Consider the following 13,892-nt stretch of genomic DNA (forward strand, 5'->3'; position numbering starts at 1 on the left):
ACCTCGCCCGACCGCAGCGCACCGAGGATCTCCGGATCGAGGAGCCCATGACGATCGCACAGTCACTTCTCACGTACATCGCGGACACCTGGATGAAAGGCGACGCCGACGGGCTCGACGAGAACGTGCCGCTCCTCGAGCTCAACATCATCGACTCGTCGGAGATCTTCGACCTCGTACACCACGTGCAGACGGAATACCGCGTCACCGTGCCGCTGCGTGAGGTCGCCCCGGACAACTTCCGCACCGTCGCGGCGATCGCCGCGCTGGTGGAGCGACTGCGCACGGAAAGCGAGGGCGTGCGATGACGAGCATGGCCAGCCTGGATGTGGCTTCCGCGTCGGTGCATCGACGCGTCGTGGACATCATCGCGATGCACACCCTGTACGACACCGCGCATCTTCAGCCCGACAGCCACTTAGAGGGTGAACTCGGCATCGACTCCGTCGTCCTGGAATCGATCCTCGCCGAAGTGAAGGAGCAGTTCGGGATCCGCGCCGATCTGGCCGGCGGTCAGGCCACGATCCGGGACCTGGTGCGAGCGGTAGAGCAGATCCTCGGTGATTCGAACGATCTGCGCGAGCCGGCGGGCGCAGGCACTGCGGCGCGACAGTTCCGAGGCGGCGAGGACGTACCCGAGGACGTGCTCGAGGACGTACTCGCGGCGGCGATCGCGCACACCCATTACCCGCGCCACCAACTCGATCCGGACGCGGACTTGGAGGGAGACCTCGGCATTGACTCGGTCGTACTCGCGGCGATCGCCGCGGATGCAGCACGCGCCCTCGCTCTGCCACATGGTGCGCACGCGCCGGTTGCGGCACGCACGCTGCGGGATCTTGCCGCGCAACTGACGGCAGCGCGGCCGGCCGGCGCCGTGCTGCCGTCAGTTGCCCGGCCTCGCTCATCAGAGCCGGGATTAGCCATGGCCGAGGAAGACGTCCGCGTACTCTCGGACCTGCGGCGGGCCGAGACTTCGGCAGCGGACCGCGCACGCGTTGAGCCTTCGGCCAGGGCGACCCCGGCGCGGCGAGAGTGGGACCCGCGCTCGATGAAGGATTTCGTCGAGCAGCGCGATCCGGACCTGTTCGCCAAGGCCCGCGCCTTCGCCGCCTACCGCCGGCGCCGCGAGCAGGAAAACCTCTACTGGTACGGGATGCCGCTGCAGTCGCGCTGCGAGAACCGCGCGGTCATTCGCGACGAGCAGACCGGCCGCACTCGCGAGTACCTGATGTTCGCGTCCAACAACTACCTCGGGCTGGCCAACCACCCCAGGGTCATCGACGCGATCTGCGACGCCACCCGCGTCTACGGCGCCACGAACACCGGATGCAGGCTCATCGGCGGCACCAACGTGCTGCACAAGGAGCTCGAACGGCGACTCGCCGCCTTCAAGCAGCGCCCGGCCTGCATCGTCTTCCCAGGTGGATACTCGGCGAACTTGGGCACCATCGCCGCTTTGGCCAAGAGCTACGACACGGTCGCGGTCGACAAGCTCAACCACATGAGCATCGTGGACGGCGGCAAGCTGTCCGGCGCGGCCCGGCGGATATATCAGCACAACGACATGGCTGATCTCGAGCGGATCCTCGAACGCGCGCAGGACCGGGACACCGGCACGCTGATCGTCACCGACGGGGTGTTCAGCATGCACGGCGACATCTGCGACCTGCCGGAGATCGTGCGGCTCGCGAAGGGCTACGGCGCCCGCGTCCTGGTCGACGACGCCCACGCCACCGGAGTCCTCGGCGCCCGCGGCACCGGCACCGCCGAGCACTTCGGGCTGAAGGGCCAGGTCGACCTGGAACTCGGCACCATGAGCAAGACCCTCGCCGGCATGGGCGGCTTCGTCGTCGGCGACGAGGACGTCATCGAATACCTGCGGTATTACGCCGACTCGTACGTCTTCGCCGCGACGATTCCCGCCGGCGTGGCGGCCGGACTGATCGCCGCCATCGACGTCATCGAATCCGAACCTGAGCGCATCAATACCCTGTGGTCGAATATCAGGCTGCTGCGAGGGCGGCTCCAGGAGGCCGGGCTCGACCTGGAGAACACGGACAGCGCCATCCTGCCGATCGTCATCGGCGACGAGCGCACCACGATGGAGATGGGTCGCGCGGTGCGTGCCCGCGGTCTGTTCTGCCAGACCGTTGTCTTCCCGGGGGTGCCGCTCGGGCAAGGCCGGCTGCGCGTCAGCGTAACGAGCGAGCACACCGTCGATGACCTCGATCAGGCCGCGCAGATCTTCATCGACGCCGCGCAGGAGGTCGGGGTGTTAGCGGGCCACCGCGGACAGCGCAGGCCGTCGACCGGGGAAGTAAGGGGCCTGAGCGCATGATCGACACGGCGCTGCTTCGGCTGCCTGCTGCGCTAACGCCCGAGCAGGCTATCCGCCCGGCTCTCCTTGGACGGGACACTGTCACCTACGGCACGCTCGTCGCGCAGGTCGACCAAATGCGCCGAGGGTTGCGGGACCTCGGGGCGACGCACGGCGACCGTGTGGCGATCTGGATGGGCAAGAGCCCGCGTTACGCCACGGCGATTCTCGCTGCCATGCACGCCGGGTGCGCCTATGTTCCGCTCGACGCCAAACAGCCGGCAGCTCGCGTGCACACAATCCTCGCCGACGCCGAACCCGTCGCAGTGTTCACCGACCGCGCGCACGTAGGGGAGTTGGTCGGCCGACCGCTGCCCGAATCCGTGCGGGCGGTGATCGTAGCTGACGATGAGGATGGCAAGGCTCGTGTCGAAGAGGCGCTCAGGTACAACAGTGCGCTGATTCGGTCTTGGTCGTCGATGGAGCAGGCGGCCAGCGCGGGATCGCCAGATACGGCCGCCCCGGAGGATCTCGCGGCGATCCTGTACACGTCCGGATCGACCGGTATCCCCAAGGGCGTGAAGATCTCCTACCGGAGCCTGGCCAATTTCGTCGGCTGGGCCCGCGGAGAACTGGATCTCGGACCCAGCGATGTCTTCGCGAACCATGCCTCGTTCAACTTCGACCTGAGCACCTTCGACCTTTTCACGGCTCTCAGCGCGGGCGCCTCGGTGTGGATCGTGCCCGACGCCGCCACCCGCGACGTCGCGGCACTGGCCGCAGGCATTCGCGAGCACGCCGTCACCGTCTGGTATTCGGTGCCTTCGATCCTGCACCTGCTGACCGCCTCCGGCGCGCTGACCTCCGAGTCGGCCAAGACGCTGCGCTACGTGCTGTTCGCGGGAGAGGTCTTCCCGATCGCCCAGCTGCGCGCGCTGGCCGCAGCGCTACCGGAATTGTGCTCCCTCTACAACCTGTACGGTCCCACCGAAACCAACGTCTGTACGTATTACCGCGTGGGCGCCGCAGACCTCGAACGAACCGATCCCGTGCCGATTGGCGGCCCGATCAGCGGCACCCGGTTGCTCGTGCTCGACGAAGAAGACCGCCCCGTCACGCAGCCCGGAGCGCTCGGCGAACTCGTCGTCGAAGGCGACTGCGTGACCCCCGGCTACTGGCGGCGCGAGGCAGAGCCCGCCGCCCGCGACCACCGCGCCGGCCGTCATCGCACCGGTGACCTGGTCTGCTTCGAGGAAGGGCGGCTGCTCTACCGCGGACGCAAGGACCGCATGGTCAAGCTCTCCGGATATCGCGTCGAACTCGGCGAGATCGAAGCCGCCGCCCTGCGCCACCCGGATATCGCGGCCGCCGCGGTGATCACCGTCGGCGAGGGTGCGGCGACTCGCCTCGCCCTGTTTTACGTCCTGCGGCCCGGGGCTCCGGCTCCCAGCCTCCTGGCGATCAAGCGCCACTGCGCGCTGCACCTGCCTCCGTACATGGTGCCGCACATGGCTACCCGTCTAGGCGACCTGCCGCGTAACGCCAACGGCAAGACCGACTACCGCCGCCTCGGCCGCGAGGAGGAGACCGGCCGGCCGGAACCGACCCCCACGTCACGGAGCCGATCATGACGCTTGCACCGATCGAAGAGCACTGGCAGGGGTCTGAGCCGGACACCGTGGCCGGGCTGTTGCGCCACCACGTGCGCCACCGGCCCGACGCGGTCGCCTACCGATTCCTGACCGGCCCGGCCGACAGCGCCACCTACACCTTCCGGCAGCTCGACCTGCGCGCCCGCACCATCGCGGTCCACCTGACCGAAGCAGGACTGCGCGGTCGGCCGGTGCTGCTGCTCCACCCGCCAGGACTGGAGTACATCGCCTGCTTCTTCGGCTGCTTGTACGCCGGCGCCATCGCCGTTCCGGCCTATCCGCCAGACACCCGGCGCTTCGGCCAGAGCATGCAGCGCCTCGCCGCCATCGCCCGGGACGCGCGTGCCACCCACGCCCTCACGACCAAGGCGCTGGCCGACTTCGCGGCCGCCAAGCGCGAGGAGATCGCCGCACTGGGTCTCAGCGCACTGAACTGGGTCGCCAGCGACCTGCTCGACGACGCGCGCGCCGAGACCTGGCGCGACCCGGAGGCGACCGGCGGCACCCTGGCGTTCCTGCAATACACCTCCGGCTCGACCGCCACGCCCAAGGGCGTGATGGTCAGCAACGGCAACCTGGTCAGCAACCTGCGCTCGATCCACCGCCGGCTGCGGCACGACGCCGACAGCGCGATGGTCTCCTGGCTGCCGCCGTACCACGACATGGGTTTGATCGGCGGCATCCTCTCGCCGCTCTACGGCGGATTCCCGGCCCACCTCATGGCGCCGATGACGTTCGTCACCCGGCCGCTGATGTGGCTGCAGACCCTCTCCGAGACGGGCGCCTCGACCAGCGTCGCCCCTAACTTCGGCTTCGAGCACTGCCTGCGGCGGGTGACTCCGCAGCAGCGCGACACGCTCGATCTGAGCGCATGGCGGCTCGCGCTCAACGGCGCCGAACCGGTGCGCGCCGACACCCTTGACCGCTTCGTCGACTACTTCGGGCCGTGCGGATTCAAACGCAGTGCTCTGATGCCGTGTTACGGACTGGCCGAGGCGACGCTCATGGCCAGCGGCGTCGCCGCGCACGAACCGCCGGTCGTCACCAGCTTCTGCACCGAGGCGCTCGGCGCGGGCGAAGCGAGGGCCGCGGCGCCGTCCGGCTCGCCGGCGACGCGCCTGGTCGGTTGCGGCGAGCCGGTCGAGGACGTCGGCATCGCGATCGTCGAGGCGCAGACCGCGCGCCGGGTGCCGGACAGCCGGATCGGCGAGATCTGGATCTGCGGACCCAATGTCGCGCGCGGCTACTGGCGCCGGCCCGAAGCGACCCGCGAAACCTTCCGAGCTCGCATCGACGGCGAACCGGAAACCGAGTACCTGCGCACCGGAGACCTCGGCTTCATCCGCGACGGGCAGCTGCACATCGTCGGCCGCACCAAGGACGTCGTGATCATCCAGGGCCGAAACCACTATCCGCAGGACATCGAGCTCACCGTGGAGCAGGCCGCCACCGCCGTCCGCCCCGGCTGCGGCGCCGTCTTCGGCGTCGAACTCGACGACACCGAACAGCTGGTGCTCGCCTTCGAGGTCGAATCACGGCCCGACGATCCGGCGGCGCTGCTGGCGGCCGTGCGCGCCGCCGTCCTGGAGCAGCACGAGGTGACGCCGCACGCCGTCCTCCTGCTCAAGCGGGCCACCATCCCGAAGACGACCAGCGGCAAGATCCAGCGCCAAGCCTGCAAGCAGCGTTTCCTCCACCTGGACCTGTCGGTGCTCGCGGCCAGCGTGAGCAGGCAGAGCGCGGCGCCGTCGACGTCGCCTTCGGCCGGCCCGGCCCAAGGTCTTTCGGTCGCCGACCGCCGCGAACGGGTGGCTGACGCGATCGCGCACGTGCTCAGCGACGTGCTCGGCCGCGAGCTGCGCCGCGACGAGCTGGCCGGCCGCCGCCTCGCCGAGCTCGGCGTCGACTATCCACGCCTCGCCCGTGCGGCCCAGTCGCTCGAAGAGCGGCTCGACACTCGGGTAGACCTCGGGGCGCTGCTGATGGATCCGCGCGTCGAGACCCTCACCGCGCAGCTGCTCGGCGAAAGCCTTACCCGCGACCTGGGCTCGCTCTTCGTCCAGCCGCCGCAGTCCGTGCGTACCGCGGCCGAGATCGAATCCTGGCTCATCGCGCGGGCAGCGGACCGGCTCGGCCTGCCCGCCACCGCCCTGGACCCCACCCGGCCGCTGTCCGCGCTCGGCATCGACTCGCCGACCGCCGTGATGATCCTCGACGAACTGGGGCAGTGGCTCGGCAGACCGCTCTCGCCGACCGCCGCGTTCAACCACCCGACCCCTCGCGACCTCGCTGCCGCGTTGAGCCGGCCGCGCGACGGCCGGGCGCGCGACGAGCGGGCCCGCGACAACACGAGGCCGCGCGACAACCGGCCCGACGGCGGCCGAGCCTTCTTCCGCTCCACGACCGGTTCGGGGGCCGCCGAGCGCGGCGCCGAACCGATCGCGATCATCGGCATCGGCTGCCGGCTGCCGGGCGCGCCCGATCCGCAGGCGTTCTGGCAACTGCTGCTCGACGGCCGCGACGCGATCACCGAGGTGCCGGCGCAGCGCTGGTCGGCGCCGCGTGCGGACCTGCCGCAGCACGGCGGCTTCATCGACGACATCGACCGCTTCGACGCCCGGTTCTTCGGCATCTCGGCACGAGAGGCCGAGCGCATGGACCCGCAGCAGCGGCTCCTGCTGGAAACCGCCTGGCACACCCTCGACGACGCCGCGATCGCGCCGACCGCGCTGGCCGGTACGAACACCGGAGTGTTCGTCGGCATCAGCAGCCACGACTACTCCGAGCTGCAGATGCGCGACCTCGACGCCGTCGACATCCACAGCGCCACCGGCAATGCCCACTCCATCGCCGCCAACCGGCTGTCCTACCTGCTCGACCTGCACGGACCGAGCATCGCGGTGGACACCGCCTGCTCCTCCTCGTTGGCCGCGATCCACCTGGCCTGCCAAAGCCTGCGCGCGGGGGAGTGCACCGTCGCGCTGGCCGGCGGAGTCAACCTTCTGATAACGCCGGGCCTGTCCGCGGCCTTCTCCCGCGGCCGCATGCTCGCCACCGACGGGCGCTGCCGCACCTTCGACGACGCGGCAACCGGTTATGTGCGCGGCGAGGGCGTCGCCCTGGTCTGCCTCAAACCGCTGTCCGCAGCGCTCGCGGACGGCGACCGGATCTACGCCACCGTCAACGGCTCGCATCACAGCCACGGTGGACGCGCGAACGGTCTCACCGCGCCGAAGAGCACTGCGCAGCGCGACGTCATCGAGCGCGCGCTCGACCAGGCCGGGCTGCACGCCGACCGGATCGCGTACGTCGAGGCGCACGGCACCGGCACGCCGCTAGGCGACCCGATCGAGTGGGAGGCGCTGGCGCAGGTCTACGGCCGCGACGACGCCTCGTGCCTGGTCGGTTCGGCCAAGGCGAACATCGGCCATCTCGAGGCCGCGGCCGGGGCGGCCGGGCTGATCAAGGCGGCGCTGATCCTGCATCACGGCGAGGTGCCGCCACAGATACACTTCCGCACGCCGAACCGGCATCTGGCCGAGCACGGCAGCACCCTGACGGTCCCGGTGCGCCGCCAGCCACTTGCCCGCCCAAGCGGCGGCCCGGCCTGCGCGGCGGTCAGTTCCTTCGGGTTCGGCGGCGCGAACGTGCACGTGGTGCTGTCCACTGCGCCGCCCTCACCGCCTGCCGCGATGCCGCCGACGCGAGGCGTTCACGCGCTCTGCTTGTCCGCGCACACACCCACCGCGCTGACGACGCTCGCTCACCGCTACCGCACTCACATGGCCGCCAACCCGGAAATCCGGCTCGACGAGCTTTGCCACACCGCGAACACCGGCCGCGCGGCGCTCAGCCACCGGGCAGTGCTCGTCAGCGACTCGATCGCAGCACTCGACGACACGCTCGACGCTCTTTCCCGGGGCGAGGCGCGCCCGAATCTGATCAAGGGTGAGGCCGCATTCCATTCCGGCCCGCCGGTGGCGTTCTTGTTCAGCGGACAAGGCAGCCAGTACGCCGGCATGGGCCGATCTCTCTACGAATCGTTTCCGCAGTTTGCCGACACGATCGACCGAGCGGAGCGGATTCTGAAGCCGCTGCTCGACCGCTCACTGCTCGACCTGTACTTCAGCCCGCACGGCGCGGAGCAGCTTCGCCGCACCCGACACTGCCAGCCCGCCCTCGTCGCCTTCGAGATCGCGATCGCGCAGCTGTGGATCTCGCTCGCTGTGCGGCCAGCCGCAGTGCTTGGACACAGCATCGGCGCCCTCGCCGCCGCTTGCGTCGCCGGAGCGATGTCCTTCGAGGACGCACTTACGTTGGCTGCCGAGCGCGGACGGCACATGGACGCGCAGCCGGGCGATGGCGCGATGATCGCCTGCGCCGGACCCGCCGGGACCATCCAGTCAGCCGCCGCCGACTTCGCCTCCGTGGCCATCGCGGCGGTCAACACGGATGACCAGATCGTGCTTTCGGGGCTCGACACCGAGATCAATGCCGTCAGGGACGTGCTGGAAAGCCGCGGCGTCACGGTTCGGCCGCTCGCCGTCTCGCATGCCTTTCACTCCAAGCTGATGGCGGGGGCAGCCGCCCCGCTGCGCGCCGCGGCGCGGCGTATCGGGTTCACCCAGCCCGTGATCACTTGGGTGTCGGACGCCACCGGCCAGGCCGCCGGTGTCGTGGACGCGGACTACTGGGTCGAGCACATGCTCGGAACCGTCCGCTTCGCCGATGGATTCAGAACGCTGATGCGACAGGGCTGCACCGCATTCGTCGAAGTCGGCCCGCACCCGACGCTCCTGAATCTCGGCAGGGCGATAACTCGAACCGACGCTGCATCTGACGCTGCGACAGGTGGCGCGCCACTGTGGCTGCCCTCGTTGCGTCGCGGCTCCGAGGACGCAGAAGTGCTGTTGCGCTCCCTCGGGCAGCTTCACTGTGTCGGCGCGACGGTCGACTGGGGGGCGCTCGACCCGGCGGAGCGACGACCGCGACGAGTCTCCCTTCCGCGCACCGTGCTGGAACCGCAGCGCTACTGGTTCACCGCGTCCGCGCAGGCTGCGGCCGGAACCTCGAGCGCTGAGTTCCCGCAAACAGCGGTCCCTCAAGCAGCGATCCCGCACCAGGTCAATGGCAGCGCACCGGCCCTGCCACGTTTCACCGACTCTATGAGGACGGCGACGGGACGCCAGATGGCCGCCATCGCGACGGCGCCGGGTTACTCGGCAGGCCGAAGCGGTGAGGCGCTCCGTCAGCAGGTCATCGGCCATATCTCCCAGGTGTGCGGCTTCCCGCCTGATCAGATCCCGCCGAACGCCCGGCTCGGCATGGACCTGGGATTCGACTCGCTGATGAAGACCGACCTGCAGCGACGCGTCACCGCTGGGAATCTGGACCTGCTTGACCGGATCCGCGAAGCGCTGCCCGACGATCCCACCGTCGCTCAGCTGATCGCGCTGCTGAACAACGGCCGCGATCTCGGCGACCCTGTGGCTCCGCTCGTCCCGCCCCAGCAGGCGTCGGCGCCAGTGCCAACGCCGACACCGATGCCGACCCACTCACCCGAACCGGCGGCACCGGTCCAGCGCGAGCGATCCTTCACGGACTGGGCGGAATACGCCGAGCTGCGCGGCCGGCTGCGGCAGGCCGAATCCAGCGGCGCCAATCCCTACGGCCGCATCCACGACGGATTCAACGCGGCAGTGGCCGTCGTCGAGGGCCACCAGATGATCAACTTCTCGGCCTTCAACTACCTCGGACTCTCGCACCACCCGCGCGTGCGCAAAGCCGCCCTCGACGCGATCGAGCGCTACGGCACCTCCTGCTCGGCCACCCCGTTGCTGTGTGGCGAAACCCCGCTGCATCACGAGCTGGACAGCGAGATCGCCGCATTCCTCGGCACCGACGCGGCCATCGTGTTCGCCGGAGGCCACGCGACCAACGTGGCCACCGTCGGCCACCTGTTCGGCCCGCAGGACCTGATCCTGCACGACGCCTGGATCCACGACAGTTCCGTGCGCGGCAGCATGCTGTCGGGCGCCCGGCGCCGCCCCTTCCCGCACAACGACTGGCAGGCGCTCGACCGCATCCTCGGCACCTTGCGCGACCAGCACCGCCGCGCGGTCGTACTCATCGAGGGCGCCTACAGCCAGGACGGCGACCTGCCCGACCTGCCGCGCTTCATCGAGGTCAAGCAGCGCCACGACGCCATGCTGATGATCGACGAGGCGCACTCCATCGGGGTGCTCGGCCGCACCGGGCGCGGCGTCGGCGAGCACTTCGGCGTGCCACGCGACCAGGTCGACCTGTGGATGGGCACGCTCAGCAAGGCGCTGGGCAGCCTCGGCGGATACATCGCGGCGAACGAACAGATCATCCGATACCTGAAGTTCACCACGCCGCTCTACATCTTCAGCACCGGCATCTCGCCGGCCAACGCGGCTGCGGCGCTCGAAGCCCTGCGCGTCATCCAGGACGAACCGCACCGCGTTGCCAACGTCCAGCGCCTGGCGGAGTACTTCCGCACGGCGGCCCGCGACCGCGGCATGGACATCGGAGTCTCCCGGGCCTCCGCCGTCGTCCCGATCATCCTGGGCGACTGGGAGCGCGCTATGGCGATCTCCAACACCCTGCACACGGCGGGCGTGAATGTCATGCCGATCGGCTATCCCGCGGTCGACCGCGACAAATGCCGGCTGCGCTTCTTCATCAACACCGATCACACCGAAGCAGACCTCGATCACTCCCTCGATCTTCTGGGACAGGCCATGGACGAGTACTCGGCCGATGAGCGGCCGACACAACCCTCATCACCCCGCACCGGCAACGGCATAGGCACAGGCACAGGCACAGGCACCGGGCGTGACGGCACCGCGTCGGCCCAGGCCGTGCCCGAAGTGCGCACCGAGCGCGGCAACGGCGCCCGCGGCAGCGCGGAAGTGCTCGTCGCGGGAGCCAGCGGATTCATCGGCGGCCACCTCGTGCGCCGGCTCGCCGACCACGGCTACCGGGTACGGGCCCTGGTCCGCCGCCGCAGCGACCACACCGCCCTGGCCGGACTGCCGATCGAACTGGCCACCGGCAGCCTCGACGATCCCGAGAGCCTGCGCCGCGCCGCCGAGGGTGTGCGTTACGTGTACAACTGCACCGGCAAGTCGGCCGACTGGGGCCCCTGGGAGGAGTTCCGCTCCGTCAACGTCGACGGCTGCGTGAACCTCGTCAACGCCGCTGCACAAGCCGGCACTGTGGAGCGCTTCCTGCACCTGAGCACCACGGACGTCTACGGCTACCCGGTGATCCCTTGCGACGAGAGTACTGAACCGCGGGACATCGGCCTGCCCTACAACCGCAGCAAGGTGATGGGGGAGCGGGCAGTACGTGAGGCGGCGGCGCGCGCTGGTCTGCCGCTGACGATCGTGCGGCCGGTGTCGGTCTACGGCCCGCGCAGCAAGGACTTCGTCATCGAGATCGCCAACCTGCTGCTCAAGAAGCAGATGGTCTACATCGGCGGCGGCCGGGTCCCGGCCGGACTGCTCTACGTCGGCAACGCCGCGGACGCCATCATCGCCGCGTGCACGAGCCCTGACACGATCGGCCGAGCGTACAACCTGCGCGACGCGGAACTCACCACCTGGCGCGAATACATCGAGGCGCTGGCGCGCGGCATAGGCGCCAAGGCCCCGTCGGTCAACCTGCCGGGACCGCTGGCCACCGGCGTGGCCACGGTCTCGGAGAAGGTCTACGGCGCGCTGCGCATCAGCGCCCGGCCGGTGCTCACCCGGCACGCCGTGCGGCTGCTGGACCGCTACCAGTCCTATCCGATCGACCGCGCCCGAGAAGACTTCGGCTTCAAGAGCGAGACCAGCTTCGAGGAGGGCATGCGCCTGACCCTCGCCTGGCTCGACTCGGCCGAGGGCCGCAGGCACGTTGCCCGCTAGCGCCTATTCGGGAACAGGATTCGGATCCATGCTGCTGACCGACCGGCCACCGCGCCCGCAGGAACCGGGGCCCGCACTCACGCGAACCCCAACCGCGGACGTCGACGCCTGGTTCCCGGACGTCAGTGCGACGCCCGATCCCGCCGCACCGCTGCGCCTGATCTGCCTGCCCTACGCGGGCGGCACCCCGTCGATCTTCCGCGATTGGAGCGCAGCGCTCGGCTCCGCCGTCGCAGTGGTCCCCGTCCTGTTGCCCGGACGCGGTCTGCGTATTCGAGAACAGCCATACACCTCGATGCGGCCACTCGCCGAGCAGCTGGCCGCAGCGATCGCGGCACGCGGCCTGGCCGAGCGGTACGCGCTGTTCGGCCACAGCATGGGAGCGCTCGTCGCCTACGAAGTGGCCTGCGAACTACGTCGGCGCGGCTTCGCGGAGCCCGCACACCTTTTCGTCTCCGGCAGCAAGGCCCCGCACCTCTACGGCGACCGGGCCGACCACCTGCTCGCCGACCCGCAGCTGCGCGACCTGGTCCGGGATCTGGGCGGCCTCGGCCCCGACGAGCAGAGCGGCGAGGCCTATCTCGAGCGGCGCCTGCCGGTGCTGCGCGCGGACTTGACCGTGTGCGACCGCTACCGCTGGACCCCGCGGCCCCCGTTGCGCTGCCCGATGACCGCGCTGTGCGCCACCCACGACCCGATCGCCACCGCCGCGCAGGTCGAGGCCTGGCGCGAGCACACCACCGGTTCGCTGCTGCGCCGGGACTTTCCCGGCAACCACTTCTATCTGACCGGCCCCGCCCGCTCGCTGCTCCTCACCCAGCTGCGCCGGGACCTGGACGCGCTCGTCCACGCGCACACCGGCGAACCCGCCGGCCCCTCCGGAAGGAACCCCTCATGACGACGCTGCATGTCGCCGGAACCACCCGCAATCGCGCGCCCCGCGCGGTCGCCCAAGCCGCCACGCTCGGCAAGGTCCTGACAACGCCGCAGGTCCCGCTCCTGCTCGCGCTGTCCAAGCGCTTCGTCACCCCGCTGTACCGGGCCACGTTCCTCGCCTCCGCAGCGGGCAACGGCCTGCTGCGCTGGATGGCGGTGCGTCCGTGCGACCTGGAGACGCTCGCGATCAAGCTCGGCGTCGAGGGCAAGGAGGACAAGCGGCGGCTGCGCGCCTGGCTGGAGGTGGGCGTCCGCCTCGGCGAATTCGACAAGCACGAGGGCTGCTACCGGCTCAAGAGCCGCAGCGCCAAACTGCTGGCCCGGATGAAGCACGACGCCTTGGCCGCCGCGCTCGAAGAGATCATGCAAACCCACGTACCCGTGCTGCTCAACGCCCCGCAGATGCTGCGCGCCGGACAGCGCTTCACCATGGCCGACCAAGACGGCAGCGTCATCGCCCGCTCCACCCGCGTCGTCGAGCCGCTCGTCGAGGCCGCCATCGACGCCACCCTCGAACGCGAATACCCCGTCCGCCTCCTGGAGATCGGCTGCGGCAGCGGCACCTACGTGCGCTACGCGGCCTCCCTCAACCCCCGGCTGACCGCCCTCGCCATCGACCTGCAGGACGAGGTCGCCCGCCAGGCCGCGAAGAACATCGCCGAGTGGGGCCTGACCGACCGGGTGGAAGTGCGCACCGGCGACCTGCGCACCCTGCAGCTCGAGCCGCAGTTCGACCTGGTGACCATGCACAACAACATCTACTACTTCGCTCCCGCCGAGCGGGTGGCGATCCTGGAGCGCGCCCGGCGCCTGCTCGCCCCCGGCGGCAAGCTGCTGCTGACCACCTCGTGCAAGGGCGGCCACGTCGGCCTCGACCTGCTCAACCTCTGGTTCGAGTACGCCGACTTCGGAGGTCCCCTTCCGGCCGCGGACGAGCTCGTCGAACAGTTCACGCAGGCCGGTTTCCTCGACGCGCAGGCCCGGCGGATCGTGCCCGGCGAACAGTTCCGCGCCTTCACCGGCACCAACCCCCACGCCCCGCTGTCCTGA

At 69.9% G+C, this 13,892-nt stretch carries 6 protein-coding genes; all 6 read left to right on the forward strand.

The window, feature by feature from the left end:
* Positions 1-47 precede the first annotated feature (47 nt).
* From VFA06_RS18665 to VFA06_RS18690, 6 genes are read left to right on the forward strand one after another with little or no spacing between them, the layout of a single operon-like run.
* Entirely contained in the window at positions 48-308 is a 261-nt protein-coding gene (locus VFA06_RS18665) for a hypothetical protein (protein WP_324841899.1), read from the forward strand.
* Positions 305-2,341, forward strand: a complete 2,037-nt coding sequence (locus VFA06_RS18670; protein ID WP_414639932.1) for an aminotransferase class I/II-fold pyridoxal phosphate-dependent enzyme — start codon at positions 305-307, stop codon at positions 2,339-2,341. The genes VFA06_RS18665 and VFA06_RS18670 overlap by 4 nt, the downstream gene beginning before the upstream one ends.
* Positions 2,338-3,951 (forward strand): amino acid adenylation domain-containing protein, encoded by a 1,614-nt coding sequence (locus VFA06_RS18675; protein ID WP_324841901.1) that lies wholly within the window; start codon positions 2,338-2,340, stop codon positions 3,949-3,951. Before VFA06_RS18670 ends, VFA06_RS18675 begins: the two co-directional genes overlap by 4 nt.
* Positions 3,948-11,906 carry an aminotransferase class I/II-fold pyridoxal phosphate-dependent enzyme gene (locus VFA06_RS18680; protein WP_324841902.1) on the forward strand — a complete coding sequence of 2,653 codons (7,959 nt, stop codon included), beginning with the start codon at positions 3,948-3,950 and terminating at the stop codon, positions 11,904-11,906. The genes VFA06_RS18675 and VFA06_RS18680 overlap by 4 nt, the downstream gene beginning before the upstream one ends.
* 28 nt (positions 11,907-11,934) lie before the next feature.
* Positions 11,935-12,804 carry a thioesterase II family protein gene (locus tag VFA06_RS18685; RefSeq protein WP_324841903.1) on the forward strand — a complete coding sequence of 290 codons (870 nt, stop codon included), beginning with the start codon at positions 11,935-11,937 and terminating at the stop codon, positions 12,802-12,804.
* Complete coding sequence (locus VFA06_RS18690) at positions 12,801-13,892, forward strand: class I SAM-dependent methyltransferase (RefSeq protein WP_324841904.1); 1,092 nt, start codon at positions 12,801-12,803, stop codon at positions 13,890-13,892. Before VFA06_RS18685 ends, VFA06_RS18690 begins: the two co-directional genes overlap by 4 nt.

The sequence above is a fragment of the Actinocrinis sp. genome (genome assembly GCF_035653575.1).
GTDB lineage: Bacteria > Actinomycetota > Actinomycetes > Streptomycetales > Catenulisporaceae > Actinocrinis.

Excerpts from the sequence above, each read along its gene's own strand:
- VFA06_RS18665 (WP_324841899.1), top strand. The coding sequence starts at position 48 with ATGACGATCGCACAGTCACTTCTCACGTACATCGCGGACACCTGGATG.
- VFA06_RS18685 (WP_324841903.1), top strand. The coding sequence starts at position 11,935 with ATGCTGCTGACCGACCGGCCACCGCGCCCGCAGGAACCGGGGCCCGCA.
- VFA06_RS18675 (WP_324841901.1), top strand. The coding sequence starts at position 2,338 with ATGATCGACACGGCGCTGCTTCGGCTGCCTGCTGCGCTAACGCCCGAG.
- VFA06_RS18690 (WP_324841904.1), top strand. The coding sequence starts at position 12,801 with ATGACGACGCTGCATGTCGCCGGAACCACCCGCAATCGCGCGCCCCGC.
- VFA06_RS18670 (WP_414639932.1), top strand. The coding sequence starts at position 305 with ATGACGAGCATGGCCAGCCTGGATGTGGCTTCCGCGTCGGTGCATCGA.
- VFA06_RS18680 (WP_324841902.1), top strand. The coding sequence starts at position 3,948 with ATGACGCTTGCACCGATCGAAGAGCACTGGCAGGGGTCTGAGCCGGAC.